Raw genomic sequence first — 14956 nt, forward strand, 5'->3', positions numbered from 1 at the left:
CTAGCTCAAACCTATGTCACGCCGCCTTCTGCTCCCCTTCGCGATCCTTCTCATCGGCTTTGCCGGCGTCGGGATCGGCACGTTCATGACGATTTCGAAGCAGGCGGGGGCACCCGTCGCCTCCATCGGCGGCCCGTTCCGGCTTCAATCGTCAAACGGCGGCGAGCTGACCGACGCCGATTTCAAGGGCCGTCCCTTTCTGGTCTTCTTCGGCTATACGCATTGTCCGGACATCTGCCCGACCGAGCTTTTTCAGCTGTCGCAGATGCTGAAGGCGGCGGGGACGGACAAGCCGCTCAAGGTTCTGTTCATCACCGTCGATCCGGAGCGCGACACCGCGCCGGTGCTCAAGCAATATCTGGCGAGTTTCGATTCGCGCATCGTTGGCCTCACGGGCACGCCGGCGCAGATCGATGCCGTCGAGAAGGAATATCGCGTCTATGCCCGCAAGGCGCCGTCGGCGGACGGCAAAGGCTACGCGATGGATCACACCGCGATCATCTATCTGATGGACAAACAGGGCCAGTTCGTTTCGGCCTTCGATGTCGAGCGCCCGCCATTGGTCGCGGCGGAGGAACTCGAGACCTATCTTTGATCGGTCCTAATAAAAGCCGATCGGAAAATATTTGAGATAGATGTCGGTATAGACGCCGCGCCGGGCGAGCTCCACCAGCGCGTAGTCGAGCGCGCGGCGCAGGTCGTCGTTGCCCTTCTTCACCGCAATACCGACGCCCTCGCCGAAATAATTGCTGTCGGTATAGGGACCGCCGCGGAAGGCGCAGCAATTGGCTGCCGCCGTTCCCGCGAGCCAGAAGCTCGAGGTGATGGCATCGTCGAAAAAGGCATCGATCTGGCCGCCCTGCAGAGCGGCATAAAGCTCGCCGCGGTTGGCGAAGGTCTGCCGATGAATCTGCGGAAAGAAAGCTTTGAGAAAGGCCTCGTGCGCCGTTTCGCCGATGACGCCGATCTTCTTGCCCGCCAGACCCTCCGGCGTCGCTTTGAAGGTCGCGTCCTTGCGCGCGACGAAGCGCGCCGGGGTCGTGTAATAGGGCGCGGTGAAATCGAAACGTGCGCGGCTTGCGGCGTCGATCCGCAATGAGGCGATCAGCGCATCGCCCTCGCCGTTATTCAAGGCGTCGGTAAGGAGATCGAACCGGCGCGCCTGAATGGTGCAGGCGATTTTCAATTCCTCACAGATCGCGCGCGCAAGGTCGATGTCGAAGCCGGTGAGCGTCCCATCCGACAGAGCGAAGTGGAACGGCGGATAATCGTCCTCGGTCAAAAACCGCAGCGTATGGATTGCGCCGAGATCGGGTTTCTCCAGCCGGTTTTGCGGATCGAAATAATTCGGCACCGTCACCGGCTGGCTCGTTTGCGCCCATGCCGCCCCCGGCGCGGCCAGGACAAGCGTAAGCATTGCCATAGCCATGCAAAGCCTGTAAAAATGCCGACAAAGTTTAACGTATGGCGCGACGTAACTTGGGCTGGCATGCCGGGCAGCGTCGATTGGTGCCGGGGGCGTGTAGCTTGCGTTCGGAGCCGTGGTTCGAGCAGACGCGCGAGCGCGGCCTTGCCCCCGCCAGTACGCAGCGCAAGCTGGCGATATTGCGAGCGCCAGGCGCGGCCCCAAAATCCGATCAGCCATCATCCCTTCCGTCCGCCATCTCGCCTGCGCGCGGCGCCCGGCGTTGGCCGGGCGAGATCGGCTTTCTCGTCCACTATGACGTCCCGCCCGCATGTTTGGCAATCGCGACGGAGAAAGCGCGCGAGCTCGGGGTCACGGCAGACAGGGTTCTGATTGCCAAAGGTCTCGTTTCCGAAACGCATTTCTATCGCTGCCTCGCGCGCCACCTTCGCGTCGGCTTCGTCGAGGGCGATATCGCCTTGGCTGCCAACGTCAATTATCGGGCGGCGATTCGGGCGGGTGTCACGCCGCTGGCGCGGGGGCACGGGGCAGACCTTCTCGCCGCGCCGCGCGGCCGGGCGATTATTGCGCTGATCGCGGCGGCGCGGCAGACCAATCGGGTCAAGAATCTTGCGATCACCACGCCGACGCATCTTTCGAATCTCGCCCGCGCGGCGGCCCGCGTCGAGATCGCGAATGCCGCCAGCCTTACGCTTCAAACGTTGGACGCCAGCCTCTGTGCCCGGGATGGCATGACCAAGCCGCAGCTTCTTGCCCTGACCGCGGCGGCCTGTCTCGCCGCTTTCTTCGCGCCGCTTGCACCGGTCGAGACGGCGACGATCTGCACGGCGCTGGCGAGCTTCGTATTTCTCGCGATCCTCTGGTTGCGCCTGTCGATCTGTGCCGCCAGCCTTGCGGCGGCAGCGCCTCAAGCCTCACCTTTGGCGGATGCCGATCTGCCGCTTTATTCGCTCGTCGTCGCGCTCCATCGCGAAGCGCGGATCGTGCCGCAATTGCTCGCGGCGATCGAGGCGCTGGCTTATCCGCGCACCAAGCTCGACGTGAAGTTCGTCCTTGAAGATGGCGACGACGCAACCCTTGCGGCGTTGCGCCGCGCTCCGCCTTACAGCGAGATCATCATCGTGCCGGCGGGGCTTCCGCGCACCAAGCCGCGCGCGCTCAACGCCGCTCTGCCTCTCGTTCGCGGCGAACTGGTCGCGGTCTACGATGCCGAAGATATTCCCGATCCGCAGCAACTTCGCCGCGCGGCGGCGCGCTTTGCCGTGGCGCCGTCCCGGCTCGCCTGCCTTCAGGCGCGGCTGGCGATCGACAATACCGGCGATGGCTGGCTGGCGCACGGTCTTATGGCGCAAACGCCGGAAGGGCGTTCGCATGTCACGCTGGCATAGCGGGAGAGGAACGATGAGTTAGGAGCCCGCCGTGCGGCGGCACGCGGCATGGGCCGCGATTCTCTTGACGCTTCTTCTTTTAGTTAGCGTCGGTAAAAGTTTGTACCAGAATCGCGTCGCCCAGATGACCGTTGATAGGCTTTGCGCCCTTACCTTGGATCAAAATGTAGGTGGGTTCAGTGAAGAACGTGGGCGTATCTTTGACGCCTATTTCTTGATACCTAATACAGACGACGATGAAGCCTCTGAACAGGTCGGATTTGGTGAGTTCGGATGCATTAATTCCGTCGATAAGATCCGCATCTACACCTTGTTCCAATTTACTCCCTGGGAAGACAGCACTTGTGAAGCCACTATCATGGCTCGCCCTGCACTTTTTACTATCAACCAATTTCTTGTCAGCCTCAGTGCTATTCATAGGGAAGATGTAAGCATCCCTAAAAATAACCATAGCCGGACTAGTCCCGCTGTTTTTTATGGACAATGTCAATGGAAGATCTGCGGCTTTCGCAGTAATCGAGAATTTCCCGGACGGCTCAGCGTCAACGGAAACCCAAGGACGGCGCTCGATCTTCATTTCGTTAAGTTGGCCTTGGGCCGAACCGGCCAAGTTGTGCAGATTGCTGACAGCTTCGGTCAGTTGAGATGTATCAGCGGCGTTTCGGTAAGTCAGATAGGATATTGCCAGCGACCCGATACCGACCAGCAACGTAAGCCACTCATTGACAGTCAGGCGGCCAAGAAAGCGGAGGGTTTCGCGGCGCTGCTTGCCAGCATTGCCATTGGGAGCGTTAGCGGCGCTTTTTGCATCGGATGTTTTGGGGGCGCTGCCTTCGGGTATAGCGCCTCCGTCCGTTTCAATTTTTTGATCTATGCTCTCTCGATTGGCGCTATTGCTTTCTGGCTTCTCAGTCATTTAGCCGCGCCGCTCTTAAATTAAATATCCTCCAATCTTACGCCCTGTAGCTCTAGCGCAGCAAGGCAAGCCAGAAAGAAAGCCGCCGGAACGGTTGCACGTGCAAGCTTGTTCGCGATGCTTGCTTTCGTCTCGCTGAATCCCTGCTTCTTTAGCCTTTCGGCTAGCTCCTCATAGGTTACGTCCGCTCGTTTCAGCTCGGCTTTCAGGTGCCTAGCCGCCCTCTCAGCCCATTCCTGTTCCGTCTTGGCAAACGCCATCATGGAAATATTCCCAAATGCGATCTTTCGTTATCATATACGATAATTTCCTATTGACAATGATACCGTATCCGATATTGTGTTCTCAGAAACGAGAACGCAATGAGCCAGCACTTCCTCCTCTCGAAAGCCGCAAAGACCCTGAGCCTCGCTCAGGTGCTTCGCCTTTCGGATGCGGAAGCCGAGGCGATGTTCTCGCAAGTCCGTTGGCCGGCGACGAATGGCAAGCCGGTCTGCTCGCATTGCGGGGGCTTAGAGCCTTACGATTGCCGCCGTCCGAACGGTGCGCCACGCTTCGAGTGCCGCGCGTGCGGCAAGGATTTCAGCATCACCAGCGGGACGCTGTTCGCCTCTCACAAGCTTCCGCTGCGCACCTATCTCGGGGCTATCGCGATCTTCTGCAATGAAGTGAAAGGCAAGTCTGCGCTCGCCCTGTCCCGCGATCTTGGCCTTTCCTACAAAACCGCCTTTGTCCTGCTGCACAAGCTTCGCGAAGCAATGGCTTCGGAAATGAAAGGCCGCGTCGTCGGCGGCGAAGGCAAGGTTGCGGAGATCGACGGCGGCTATTTCGGCGGCTACGTAAAACCTGCCAATCTCAGAGAGAACCGCAAAGATCGGCGCTTCACTAATAACCAATCCGGCAAGCGCAAGGTTGTCGTGATCGTCCGCGAGCGCGGCGGCAACTCAGTCCCGGCGGTTTTCCGGTCCGAAGGCCAAGCCCTGAATTTCATTCGCGCGCGTGTCGCGAAAGGCACCGTCATCAACGCCGACGAAGGCAATGGCTGGAATGACCTTCACGGCCAATACGAAATGAAGCGCATCAATCATCAAGAGGCGTACAGCCTCAATGGCGCTTGCACGAATTGGGCGGAGGAATATTTCAGCCGTCTCCGCCGTGCCGAGATCGGCCATCACCACAATATCGCTGGCGTCTATCTCCTGCGCTACGCGCAAGAGGCGTCATGGCGCGAGGATCATCGCCGCATGGCGAATGGCGATCAGGTGCAGCGGCTGGCGGGTCTGGCGCTGCGCAATAAGCCGAGCGTCGATTTCAGCGGATATTGGCAACGGTCTATTAACCGTTTATAAACTACATTTAGTGGGTAGATGCCTTGACTTATACTAAAAATCCGGACAGAATCACGAGTCGGCCTTGATTCGGCGGTATCTGGTGTATGTAATAGGGTGTAAACCCTTTCAAAGCATTGTCCCTAGCGGGATAGCTTCCATGAGCGCCGTGACCCACACACCTAAATTCGCAAAAATTGTTGTCAAGTTCGAGCGACGCGAAGACGGCGGTCTTCGTGCGTACAGTGATGACGTGCCTGGATTTGTTTTGTCCAATAAGAATCCAGAATTAGTCCTTGCGGACATCGTTCCGACGCTTGAATTCATGCTGTCAGCGATATGGGGTGAGTCAGTTGTAGCTAGTCGCCTTGGCAGGCTTGGCGAAGCTATTAATCCCGAAGACAAACTTCCCTCGGTTCCTGCTGCTTGCGATAAAGAGTACGTAGCATACGTCAATTGACATGATCGCAAATCGCCTCCTTTCGCGCTCCGAATGGGAGGCAAAGCTACGAAGACATGGCGCGGAGCCATTAGAGGGGAAAGGTTCAAACAATACCGGAGAGTGGTGGCACGTGCCGAACGGCGGCTACCCTTTTAAGGTGCCCCTCGAAGATGATGAGGGGCGAGCCGAATTTTGGGCCATTCAACGAATCGCGGCCGACTTAGATAAGCCTCCGCCGCGCAATCCGTTTAGACCTTTCCACTAGCTCGCGAGCGACCAAAGCGCGCTCAGCCTGTCGCCTTCCTTCCTGACCAGGCCGCGCTCCCGCAGCAGATAATTCAGGTTCGCCCGCACGCGGTTTGTCATGCCGCGCTTGGCGTCGGGGCCGTGGCCTAGCTCCGCCACTACAGCGTCCGTCACTTCGCCCGTTGAGAGCGGCTTTCCGGCCTTCCTGAGCGCGTTCAGGATCAGCCGGTTCAATTCACCCGCGTTGAACAGCTTCACCCGCTTGTAGGGCTTCTTTGCCGGGATGGCGGAGCCGTCTAGATCGGGATTGAATAGCCGTATCGTATGATCGACGGCCTCGGCCATCTTGCGGAGATAGCGCAGGCGATCTTCGAGAGACGAGATTTCGCCCGCGATTGTGGCGCGGCGCTCTTTGAGAGCGGCAAGCGCGTATTGGTTTGTGTTCGGTTCCATGTCCTAGAATCTAGGAATGGCATGGTCTAATGTCTTCCGGCGTTTGCGCCATAAGACCGCTGGCGCAGCTTTTCGCCATCGAATATGCCGGCCTCTTCGATGTGTTGAACGTGGGGCTCTCGGCTTTGCGTCTGCCGCTTCCCCTGGGCGGTACCTCGAATCATTTTCGATCCGAGGCGCTGCGCCGGATCGGCGGCTGGGATGCCTGGAATGTCACGGAGGACGCCGACATCGGCCTGCGGCTCGCCCGCTTCGGCTATGACATCGAGACATTGGACTCGACGACCTGCGAAGAGGCGCCTTTCACACTCGCCGCCTTTTTCAATCAGCGGCGGCGCTGGTGCAAAGGCTGGTACCAGACGCTGATCGTCTTGTTGCGGAACCCGCGCCGGCTGCTGCGGGAATTGGGGCCTGTGCGTCATGCCGCGATCGCGCTGACGCTCGGCGCGAACATTCTGGGCTCGCTCGCCGCGCCGCTTTGCGGCCTCTGCCTCGCTCTCGACGTCGCTCTCGGCGCCGCGGCCCTGCCTGCCAATGGCTGGCAGGATGGGCTGGCGGGGGTCTGTACGATGGTGATCGTGGCTGGCGTTCCGGCGCTGCTCTGGCCGACGCTTCTGGGGATGCAGCGCCGCCGTCTCCTGCGGCTGTGGCCGGTCCTGGCGCTTTTGCCGTTCTACTGGTTGCTCATTTGCGCCGCCGCCTGGGCAGCCGTCTTCGATCTCGTCCGGCGGCCCTTCCATTGGCACAAAACCGAGCACGGGCTGGCGCACCGGCGCAAAAGCGACGGCGCGCAGGGCGTGTCGTCTAGAAGGCTTGTCGTCTAGCCGGGGGTATGGTTACGCGCGGTGAGGAATTTCTGACTGACGCGCTCCGACATTTCCATGTAGGCGTTGCCGGCATCTTCGAAGAGTTCGCCAAGCTCAAGCGGCAGTTCGGTGCGCTGCTGCAACAGGACGCCGAGCATCGCCTGATGATCGGCCATCGCCCGGCGGAGCGATTCCGAAAGCTGGTCGAGAATGGTCTGCGTTTCGACGGTGCGCCATTCCGGCGGTGTCGCGGAGGACGCGGGCGGGAGCGTTTTGGAGGGGTCCGTAGATCGGTTCATGTCGTAACCTGCTCAGAGTCCTGGAGAGCGGTCGAGTGACCTAGAGAGGCACGCGAGCTTGTCATGCCGGATGCGAGGCTGGATAGGTGGCGGTAAGGTGGAGACGAACTGATGCACTTGCCCTCCCGAAATGCGGGGTCCCGGCCGCGCTTGTCGCGGCCCAATTGCCGAACCCCGCATTTGATAGTAGGGCCTCGGGGCGCCCCGGCCCGGTGCTGCCGCGCACAATCCGGAACTGTAGATGACCGCCTTAGACCCTTCGGCCACCTCGGCCTTGACGCTTCGCGAAGCCGCAGGCCAGGCGGGTGCCTGGCCTTTCGAGGAAGCGCGCAAGATCGTCGCCCGCGTCGCCCGCACCGGCCAGAAAGAGGTGATCTTCGAGACGGGCTACGGCCCTTCCGGCCTGCCGCATATCGGCACCTTCGGCGAGGTGGCGCGCACGACGATGGTGCGCCATGCCTTCCGCCTGCTGACCGACGATAAGGTGAAGACCCGGCTCATCGCCTTTTCCGACGACATGGACGGGTTGCGCAAAGTCCCCGACAACATCCCGAACAAGGACGTGATCGCGGCCCATCTCGGCAAGCCGCTGACGCAGATCCCCGATCCGTTCGGCACCCATTCGAGTTTCGGCGCGCATAACAATGCGCGGCTGCGCGGGTTTCTGGATCAGTTCGGCTTCGATTACGAATTCGCCTCGGCGACGGACTATTATACGTCCGGACGGTTCGATGCCGCGCTGCTGCACATGCTGGCGCGATACGAGGCGGTGATGGCGATCATGCTGCCGAGCTTCCGGCAGGAGCGGGCCGCCACCTATTCGCCCTTTCTGCCGATCCATCCGGAAACCGGCGTCGTCATGCAGGTGCCGATTGAGGTCGTCGATGCGGCGGCAGGCAAGATCGCCTGGCGCGATCCCGTCTCGGGCGAGAGCTTCGTGACGCTTGTCACCGGCGGTCACGCCAAGCTGCAATGGAAGCCTGATTGGGCGATGCGCTGGTATGCGCTCGGCATCGACTACGAGATGGCCGGCAAGGATTTGATCGAATCGGTCAAGCTGTCGGGCGAGATTGTCCGCGCGCTTGGTGGGGCCCCGCCCGAGGGCTTCAATTACGAGCTCTTTCTCGACGAGAAGGGTCAGAAGATTTCGAAGTCGAAGGGCAATGGCCTCTCGATCGAGGAATGGCTCACCTATGCAAGCCCCGAGAGCCTGTCGCTTTTCATGTATCAGAAGCCGTCGGCGGCGAAGCGGCTCTATTTCGACGTCATCCCGCGCACCGTCGACGATTATCTTTCTTTCCTTGAGGCCTATCCGCGTCAGGGCGTGAAGGAACAGCTCGGCAATCCGGTCTGGCACATCCATTCCGGCGCGCCGCCGGCGCCCGAGCTTCTGCGGCACGAGGGGCAGGGCACGGCGATCTCCTTCGGCATGCTGCTCAATCTCGCCGCGGTCGCCAACAGCGAAGACCCGCAAGTGCTCTGGGGCTTCCTGCGCCGCTATGCGCCGGGCGTCTCACCGCAGACGCATCCGCAGCTCGACCGGCTCATCACCTATGCCGTGCGCTATTTCCGCGACTTCGTACGGCCGTCGAAGACCTATCGCGAAGCCGACGAGGTCGAGCGCGCGGCCCTGCAACAGCTCTCGGACATGCTCGGGCGCCTGCCCGCGGACGCGAGCGCGGAAGAGATCCAGACCGCGCTCTACGACATCGCGCGGCCGATTCCGCGCTATCAGGATTTGAAGGCCAAGGGCGCGACGCCAGAGCGGCCGGGCGTCTCCAACGAATGGTTCAACATGCTGTATCAGGTGCTGCTCGGTGAAAGCCGCGGGCCGCGCTTCGGCTCCTTCGTGGCCCTCTACGGCATCGCGGAAACCCGGCAATTGATCGCCGATGCCCTGGCGGGCGATCTGATCCGCCGCCACGCGGAATTTCTTGTCGAGCGGTCCGGGGAGAAGGGCGCGTAAAGCGCGTTACTTGCCGAGACCCTTATGTGAGTCGCTCGCAATGACCGGCGCTAATGCCCCGCTGCGTGGTGCGCGAGCAGCGGGGCGATATATTTCCACACGGTCCAGCCGCCGAGCCCGGCCAGGCCAATCAGCACGGCCGAGCCGAGGACTTCGATGAGAAAGCCAAGCGCCAAAGCGAAGGCGTTTCTGCGCTGCGGCTGGTCCGCGGCTGCCTGCGGATGGCGTGCGGCGAGCTTCTGCTCGGTTTCGATCTGCGCGCGCGCTGCGCGTTCGAGTGTCGTGTCGCCGGCGATCGCCTTGTCCCGCTCGATCAGCCGGCGGGCGACATAATCGGTAATCGATTCGACCAAAGGTTCGAGCCGCTCGCCCTCGGCGAGAAGGACGCGGCCGAGCCGCGTATCCTGCAGGAATCGATAGGTGCGCCGGTCGCGATCCATCTCGACGAAAGCGACCATATCGATGAAAAGGCGCGGCCGTTCGCTCGGCACCAGGGCGAGGTCGAAGAGATCGGCGTCCTTTGGCACTTCGGCAAAGACGGGGAGAAGTTCGTCGCGCAGCATCTCGAGCCGGGCGACCTCGGCGCCGCGCAATTCGGCGACGACGCTGCTGCGCTCGGCATCGTCGACCCGCGCCTGGCGCATCGCGAGCCGCAGCCTTTCACCGATGCGCGCAGGTTCCACCGGGACATCCGCCGGCTGGCCGCCGTTCGAACGCGGCGTCGGATTTTCCACCGCCAGCTCCTATGGTTAAGGCTTGCTTAACATAGGGGGAAAAGGCGGCGGAACAAAGTCGCTCAGCCAGGGATGAAAATCTCGCCCTTGCCAAGTACCGAGACGTCACCGGCAAAGCGGTGCAGCGGCCCGCGGAGGAATTTGGCCACGCCCGCACTTTCGGCCTGCAGCGCACGGCCGAGCACGGCGCTGAAGGGCGCGAAATAGCCGCCGTCATCGACGAAATTCGGCGGCAGATCGGGCGGATTGGCCAGCGCCAGCGTGCCGCGCTTCATCAGATAGCCGGGGTTGCGGCCGACGGCGCCGAGCACGATCAGCGTGCCGGCGATAAAGCGGCTCGCCAGCCAATCGCCGGCATCGCCTTCGACGATGATCGTGCCGCGGCGCAGACGGTCGCCCGCCCGCTCGCCGACCGTGCCGCGCACGACCAGCAGGCCACCGCTCATGCCGTGAAGCTCACCCTCGCGCGGCGCGGCGAGAAAGTCGCCCGCATCGCCCTTGATCTCCAGCCGTCCACTCGCGAGGCTGGAACCGGCATAAGGGCCGACATGGCCGGTGACGATCACTTCGCCGCCCGCCAGCTTGCGGCCGACATTGCTGCCGGCGTCGCCGTCGAGGACGATGCGGCCGCTTGTCGCGCCGTGGCCGAGATTGTCGAAGCGCTCCGAGCCGCCCTCGAAGCGGATCTCGTCGACGCTGCCGGAACGGATGCGGAAAATGTCGCCGGCCTTCGCCGGCTCCCTGGTGGTCGCCAGATCGATGGCGGCGATCTCCTTCGCGCTTTTGCCTTCGAGCAGATGCGGCACCAGCGGCGAAAGATCGAGCCGCTGCGGCGGCTGCGCTTTAAGCGTGAGGACGAGCGTCACGGCGCCAATTCCTTCAGATGAAAATGGAAGGGTCCGAGCTTGCCGCCATAATTGCCGGCGCTGACGCGGCGTGCGCCGCGTTTCGGACCAAGCTTGACGATGGCGGCGAGGCCGGCGCGCATGGAATCGGCGACGGCGGCCTCGGTCAGCCCGTCGATGACGATTTCGAGCACACAGCCGAGATCATCGTCGAGCGCGGTCGCGACCTGGCCGCGCAAGGTCGGGCAAAAGGCGTCGTTGGTCGAGGCGTGCAGTACCTTGTAGCGCGAGCCCACCTTGGAGCCCGAGCGGACGATGCCGCCGGGGAAGGGCAGGATCGCGCCCTTTACCTTGTTCATCGCTTCGACCGCCGCCTCGGCGGCGCGCAGGGTCGATTCATAATCGGCGCCGCAGATCAGGAGATTGCCGCCGCCGACGGCCGCTTTGGTCATGCCGGTCGTCGCCTCGACGAGGAATTCGCCGTCCATCACCGGGATGCGCCAGAAATGCCGGCCGCCGAATTTCTTCGAGATCTGCCAGCCATCGCCGAAATAGCGCAGGAGTTCGCCAACCTTCAATTGGTCGGGCGCGACAAGATCACCGAAACAGGCCGAGCCCGGCGACGTCAGCACGCATTGCCCGACGCGATTGGTGAGCTGGTTCTGCAATTCGGTGCTGGACATGGCGAAGATCAGCACGCGCACGCCCGGCCGTCCGTCCGGCGTGTCGCGCGGGTCGATCTCGCCGTCGATTCCCGCCTCGACGCCGCAGCCGATGACCGAGGTGGCGAAGCCGGTCAATGTCACCGCGGCCTGGCGCGCCCATTTGCGGTTGGGCCCGGTGATGAGGATCGCCGTGCCGCGCATCGGGAAAGCTTCGGCGAAGCTGTCATCGATGCGCACGCCGTTGCGCGTTATCCCTGGCATTGAACCTCCTCGAAGGCATGGTCGAGACCGATCGCGTGCTCGGGCACTTTGAACAGGTCGCGCGAAAGCCCATAGGCTTCGTCGTAATAGCGCGACAGGCGGCGATCGATATTGGAATCGTAGCTCGGCTGCACGGTCAGCGCGCGGCCCGGGCGGTAATGGGTGATCTTGCCGTCGCGGACGACGAGATCACCGTCCTTGAAGACGAGATGGGCGTGGCGGAAGGCGCGCGCCCGGTCGGCCGGATCGTCGTCGTAGATCGCGACATCGGCGAGGGCGCCCGGGGTCAGATGGCCGCGGTCCTTAAGGCCGAGGAGCCTGGCCGGCGCGACGCGCGTCATGGTCGCGATCTCGCTGAACGAATATTCGCGTTCGATCGACGGCAGCGTGGTGAGTTCGACCGCTTCCTTCGGAAGGTCGGCGAGCCATTTGCTGCGCAGATCGCGGCTCATGATGAGCGCGAAAAGCTCCGGATAAGTCGTGTAGGGCGCGCCGTTCGGATGGTCGGTGGTGAAGAAGACCTGCGCGGGGTTGGTGATGAGCAGGAAGAGTTCAAGCCCCGCCGCCCATTGGATGGCGTTGTAGAAACTGTCCGACTTATAGAGATAGGGCACGACGCCGGCGCCGTTCACCTCGCCGTCGTAGATGACAGACTTGCGCGGCTTGGCGGAGCCGATCGAGCTATATTGGCGCACCACGTCGCAGGAGATCGTCACCGTCTGGCGGAACATCACCTGGCCGACGTCGATCGTGACATTGGGAGTCTTGTTGACGGCATCGGCCAGCTGCGCCGCGCCGGACGAGAAGCCGCGCTTGCCGTCCTTGCCATAGGCATAGAATTGCAGATGCGCGAGATGCAGCGGCTTGCCGTTGGCGGCCTGCAGCGTGCGCAGCGCCGTCTCGACATTGCCGCCGATGCCGAGATTGTTGGTATGAAGATGCAGCGGATGGGCGATGCCGATGTCGATCACGCCTTGCTGCAAAGCCTCGGTGAGCTGCCGCGAGGTGATACCGTAGAACGGCACCACGTCATCGAGATCAAAGGTGCGGGCATTGTTGGCGAAGGCGACCGAGCCGCCGGGATTGATGCTCTTGATGCCGAGAGCCTTGGTCTGCGCCAGTGCCGAGGCAAGATAATCCGCGATCGCCGTGCGATTGCCGCCTTCGCGCAGCAGCGAGAGCAGGAAATCGTCTTCGCCGACGACGGTCAGGATGCCCTTGTCGATGATCGGCACGTCGGCGAGTTCGAGATGCGAATGAAGCGCAGCGTGCGTCGGCACCGCCGGCTCGATCACCGTGGTGAAGCCCATCGCGGCATAGCGGACGCCGGTCTCGAAGGTCGACCAGCCCGCCGTCGAGAGCGGCGTCTCGGCCGGGCGCGGGGTGTGGGAACGATGATTCTCCGGCAGCAGCAGGCGGGCGGTATTCACATTGCCGCCCGCGATATGCGAGTGGATGTCGATCGCCCCGGCCATGACGATCTTGCCCGAGACATCGAAGACTTCGTCCGGTGTCTCGCCGGACGGCGCTTCGATGATGCGCGAATCGCGGATCCAGATATCGCCGATGCTATCGCGTCCGTTTGCGGGATCGACGACGCGGCCGCCGGCCAGGCGTATCAACATGCCTCGTTATCCTTTCAGATGTTCGCTGATGAGGCCGATCACCTCGGCGACGCGCGGCGCGTCGCTGGCGGCCTTCGCGGGAACGTTGGCGAAAGTCGCGATCTCGCGCGTCCATTCGATAGCATCGTGATCTTGTCCCGGCGCGCCGATTTCGATGTTCACTTTCGGCGGATAGGGAAAGCTCGTGCCCGGCACCGCAAGCGCGACGAAGGGCACTTTGCGCCGCCAGCCCGGTGCGCTGGCGCCATAGGCCGAGACCCACAAGGCCGCGTCGGCCTCGCCGGTATCGACGAGCCTGTTGGCGTCGAAGCGCCAGACATCATGTTCCGGATAGCCGCGGCCGAAGCCGGTGCGGATCGGAAAGCCCGTCATCCAGCCCGAGGTCTGCAGCACGCCCACCGCGTTCTGCGGCGGGCCGAAGACGAGATTGGTGAAGCGCGTCTTGAGGTTCAGATCGAAGACGAGGCCGGTCAGGGCCTCGATGGTCAGCGGGTCCAGCGTCTCGGCCGACCAGACGAAGGCGCCGAAATGCGCCGCCTGCAAATGCCCGGCAAGCTCGGCAATGTTCTTGGCCAAGGCCCCGCCGAGGCGGCTCTTGCGGCCAGCGACCGCCGCGCGCAGCGCCGCGACGGCCTGCGGCAATTGCTCCGCACTGGCGGCGATCTCGGTCGCGCCAATCGCGGCCGCGGCATCCGGCTCGCCGCCGAGCCAGAAGATTTTGCGGGGCGCCTTGTCCGCCGAAAGACGCGGCGGCGTGCCGAGGGCCAGCCGGTCCGCGAGATCGGGCCAAAGACGCGTCAGCCGCTGGCCGATCAACAATACGAGATCGGCGCGGATGCGGACGTCGTTGGCTGTGGTCGTCATGCGGCCTGCCTGGCGCAGCACGCCGACATCGCGCAGCAAGGCATCGCTTGCCGCATGGTCGTAGGCACCGCGTAATTTCTCAGCGAGCAGAATCGCCGCGCGCGCACCGGCGACATCGGTTTGCAAGCCGGCGACAAGGGGCAGGCGCGCGCCCTCGAGCAAACGCGCCGCCTCCGCGGTCGCCGCTTCGAGCGGAACCGCCGCGCCATCAACATAAGCCGTCATATATTCCTCACGTCGTCGCCGTCGCGATCCGAGGCCATGGAGAGAGTCAGTTTTTATCGTATTTTATATAGGCGAAACGCTGATCGTCGGCCGGTGTGCCTTCGAGCGCGGAGCTTTCCCTGCCGGGCTGCCACTGCACAACCTCCTCGATCTTCTTCGCCAGTTCGAAGTCCTTGTCGGTGATGCCCTTGGCGGCATGATTTTTCAAGCGGACTTCAACCCAGGCGTAAGACGCTGTGATGTCGGGATGGTGCCAGGCGGCCTCGGCGAGGTGGCCGACCGTATTGATCACCATCAGCGTACCCTTCCAGCTTTGGGTACGATATTTCCGTCTTATCCAGCCGTCCTCGTAGTGCCAATGCGGCAATTCGCGTTCCAGATGCGCCTTGATCTCGGCTTCGTCATAGGTGCGCTCGTGCTGACGTTCGCTCATGGCAAAGCCTCCTCCTGCGCGCACTATGACAATA

Annotated in this window: 17 protein-coding genes; 6 read left to right on the forward strand and 11 right to left on the reverse strand. The window is 62.5% G+C overall.

Annotated features, from left to right (window positions below):
* The first annotated feature begins 13 nt into the window (after nt 1-13).
* On the forward strand, nt 14-595 hold the full coding sequence (locus tag CWB41_RS05925) for an SCO family protein (RefSeq protein ID WP_115835136.1): 582 nt from the start codon (nt 14-16) through the stop codon (nt 593-595).
* Nucleotides 596-601: 6 nt separating this feature from the next.
* Here the strand turns inward: CWB41_RS05925 and CWB41_RS05930 are convergent, their stop codons facing one another.
* Nucleotides 602-1417 carry a transporter substrate-binding domain-containing protein gene (locus CWB41_RS05930; protein ID WP_245411130.1) on the reverse strand — a complete coding sequence of 272 codons (816 nt, stop codon included), beginning with the start codon at nt 1415-1417 and terminating at the stop codon, nt 602-604.
* Nucleotides 1418-1527: 110 nt separating this feature from the next.
* Between CWB41_RS05930 and CWB41_RS05935 the strand changes: the two genes are divergently transcribed.
* Entirely contained in the window at nt 1528-2814 is a 1287-nt protein-coding gene (locus CWB41_RS05935; protein ID WP_165204059.1) for a glycosyltransferase, read from the forward strand.
* A 79-nt stretch (nt 2815-2893) separates the two neighbouring features.
* Here the strand turns inward: CWB41_RS05935 and CWB41_RS05940 are convergent, their stop codons facing one another.
* On the reverse strand, nt 2894-3730 hold the full coding sequence (locus tag CWB41_RS05940; RefSeq protein ID WP_115835133.1) for a hypothetical protein: 837 nt from the start codon (nt 3728-3730) through the stop codon (nt 2894-2896).
* Between the two features lie 20 nt (nt 3731-3750).
* Nucleotides 3751-3993: a DUF6471 domain-containing protein gene (locus tag CWB41_RS05945; RefSeq protein WP_245411129.1), complete on the reverse strand. Its 243-nt coding sequence runs from the start codon at nt 3991-3993 to the stop codon at nt 3751-3753.
* A 99-nt stretch (nt 3994-4092) separates the two neighbouring features.
* Between CWB41_RS05945 and CWB41_RS05950 the strand changes: the two genes are divergently transcribed.
* Both CWB41_RS05950 and CWB41_RS05955 read left to right on the forward strand, forming a co-directional pair.
* Entirely contained in the window at nt 4093-5079 is a 987-nt protein-coding gene (locus CWB41_RS05950) for an IS1595 family transposase (RefSeq protein WP_115835132.1), read from the forward strand.
* A 139-nt stretch (nt 5080-5218) separates the two neighbouring features.
* Nucleotides 5219-5518 (forward strand): hypothetical protein, encoded by a 300-nt coding sequence (locus CWB41_RS05955; RefSeq protein WP_129396420.1) that lies wholly within the window; start codon nt 5219-5221, stop codon nt 5516-5518.
* Nucleotides 5519-5761: 243 nt separating this feature from the next.
* Here the strand turns inward: CWB41_RS05955 and CWB41_RS05960 are convergent, their stop codons facing one another.
* Nucleotides 5762-6199: a hypothetical protein gene (locus CWB41_RS05960; protein WP_115835131.1), complete on the reverse strand. Its 438-nt coding sequence runs from the start codon at nt 6197-6199 to the stop codon at nt 5762-5764.
* A gap of 29 nt (nt 6200-6228) precedes the next feature.
* Between CWB41_RS05960 and CWB41_RS05965 the strand changes: the two genes are divergently transcribed.
* A complete protein-coding gene (locus CWB41_RS05965) occupies nt 6229-7023 on the forward strand; it encodes a glycosyltransferase family 2 protein (protein ID WP_115835130.1) in 795 nt (264 codons plus the stop codon).
* Here CWB41_RS05965 and CWB41_RS05970 read toward each other — a convergent pair.
* Nucleotides 7020-7304 carry a hypothetical protein gene (locus CWB41_RS05970; protein ID WP_115835129.1) on the reverse strand — a complete coding sequence of 95 codons (285 nt, stop codon included), beginning with the start codon at nt 7302-7304 and terminating at the stop codon, nt 7020-7022. The genes CWB41_RS05965 and CWB41_RS05970 overlap by 4 nt on opposite strands.
* 241 nt (nt 7305-7545) lie before the next feature.
* On the opposite strand from CWB41_RS05970, the gene CWB41_RS05975 reads away from it, so the two are divergent.
* On the forward strand, nt 7546-9270 hold the full coding sequence (locus CWB41_RS05975) for a lysine--tRNA ligase (RefSeq protein WP_115835128.1): 1725 nt from the start codon (nt 7546-7548) through the stop codon (nt 9268-9270).
* Between the two features lie 50 nt (nt 9271-9320).
* Here CWB41_RS05975 and CWB41_RS05980 read toward each other — a convergent pair whose 3' ends face one another.
* From CWB41_RS05980 to CWB41_RS06005, 6 genes are all read right to left on the reverse strand, one after another.
* Entirely contained in the window at nt 9321-10004 is a 684-nt protein-coding gene (locus tag CWB41_RS05980) for a hypothetical protein (protein ID WP_342633296.1), read from the reverse strand.
* A gap of 62 nt (nt 10005-10066) precedes the next feature.
* Nucleotides 10067-10870 carry a formylmethanofuran dehydrogenase subunit C gene (locus CWB41_RS05985; protein ID WP_115835127.1) on the reverse strand — a complete coding sequence of 268 codons (804 nt, stop codon included), beginning with the start codon at nt 10868-10870 and terminating at the stop codon, nt 10067-10069.
* Nucleotides 10867-11775, reverse strand: a complete 909-nt coding sequence (fhcD, locus tag CWB41_RS05990) for a formylmethanofuran--tetrahydromethanopterin N-formyltransferase (RefSeq protein ID WP_115835126.1) — start codon at nt 11773-11775, stop codon at nt 10867-10869. The genes CWB41_RS05985 and fhcD overlap by 4 nt, the downstream gene beginning before the upstream one ends.
* Nucleotides 11763-13400, reverse strand: a complete 1638-nt coding sequence (locus tag CWB41_RS05995; protein WP_115835125.1) for a formylmethanofuran dehydrogenase subunit A — start codon at nt 13398-13400, stop codon at nt 11763-11765. Before CWB41_RS05995 ends, fhcD begins: the two co-directional genes overlap by 13 nt.
* Before the next feature lie 6 nt (nt 13401-13406).
* Complete coding sequence (locus CWB41_RS06000) at nt 13407-14489, reverse strand: molybdopterin-binding domain-containing protein (RefSeq protein ID WP_115835124.1); 1083 nt, start codon at nt 14487-14489, stop codon at nt 13407-13409.
* Between the two features lie 46 nt (nt 14490-14535).
* Nucleotides 14536-14922, reverse strand: a complete 387-nt coding sequence (locus tag CWB41_RS06005) for a 4a-hydroxytetrahydrobiopterin dehydratase (RefSeq protein ID WP_115835123.1) — start codon at nt 14920-14922, stop codon at nt 14536-14538.
* Between the last annotated feature and the right edge of the window lie 34 nt (nt 14923-14956).

Source organism: Methylovirgula ligni, from assembly GCF_004135935.1.
GTDB lineage: Bacteria > Pseudomonadota > Alphaproteobacteria > Rhizobiales > Beijerinckiaceae > Methylovirgula > Methylovirgula ligni.

Bases quoted from the DNA above. Each gene is read 5' to 3' on its own strand.
- CWB41_RS05930 (WP_245411130.1), bottom strand. From the start codon at position 1,417: ATGCTTACGCTTGTCCTGGCCGCGCCGGGGGCGGCATGGGCGCAAACG.
- CWB41_RS05950 (WP_115835132.1), top strand. From the start codon at position 4,093: ATGAGCCAGCACTTCCTCCTCTCGAAAGCCGCAAAGACCCTGAGCCTC.
- CWB41_RS05995 (WP_115835125.1), bottom strand. From the start codon at position 13,400: ATGTTGATACGCCTGGCCGGCGGCCGCGTCGTCGATCCCGCAAACGGA.
- CWB41_RS05945 (WP_245411129.1), bottom strand. From the start codon at position 3,993: ATGATGGCGTTTGCCAAGACGGAACAGGAATGGGCTGAGAGGGCGGCT.
- CWB41_RS05975 (WP_115835128.1), top strand. From the start codon at position 7,546: ATGACCGCCTTAGACCCTTCGGCCACCTCGGCCTTGACGCTTCGCGAA.
- CWB41_RS06000 (WP_115835124.1), bottom strand. From the start codon at position 14,489: ATGACGGCTTATGTTGATGGCGCGGCGGTTCCGCTCGAAGCGGCGACC.
- fhcD (WP_115835126.1), bottom strand. From the start codon at position 11,775: ATGCCAGGGATAACGCGCAACGGCGTGCGCATCGATGACAGCTTCGCC.
- CWB41_RS05965 (WP_115835130.1), top strand. From the start codon at position 6,229: ATGTCTTCCGGCGTTTGCGCCATAAGACCGCTGGCGCAGCTTTTCGCC.
- CWB41_RS05970 (WP_115835129.1), bottom strand. From the start codon at position 7,304: ATGAACCGATCTACGGACCCCTCCAAAACGCTCCCGCCCGCGTCCTCC.
- CWB41_RS06005 (WP_115835123.1), bottom strand. From the start codon at position 14,922: ATGAGCGAACGTCAGCACGAGCGCACCTATGACGAAGCCGAGATCAAG.
- CWB41_RS05955 (WP_129396420.1), top strand. From the start codon at position 5,219: ATGAGCGCCGTGACCCACACACCTAAATTCGCAAAAATTGTTGTCAAG.
- CWB41_RS05925 (WP_115835136.1), top strand. From the start codon at position 14: ATGTCACGCCGCCTTCTGCTCCCCTTCGCGATCCTTCTCATCGGCTTT.
- CWB41_RS05960 (WP_115835131.1), bottom strand. From the start codon at position 6,199: ATGGAACCGAACACAAACCAATACGCGCTTGCCGCTCTCAAAGAGCGC.
- CWB41_RS05940 (WP_115835133.1), bottom strand. From the start codon at position 3,730: ATGACTGAGAAGCCAGAAAGCAATAGCGCCAATCGAGAGAGCATAGAT.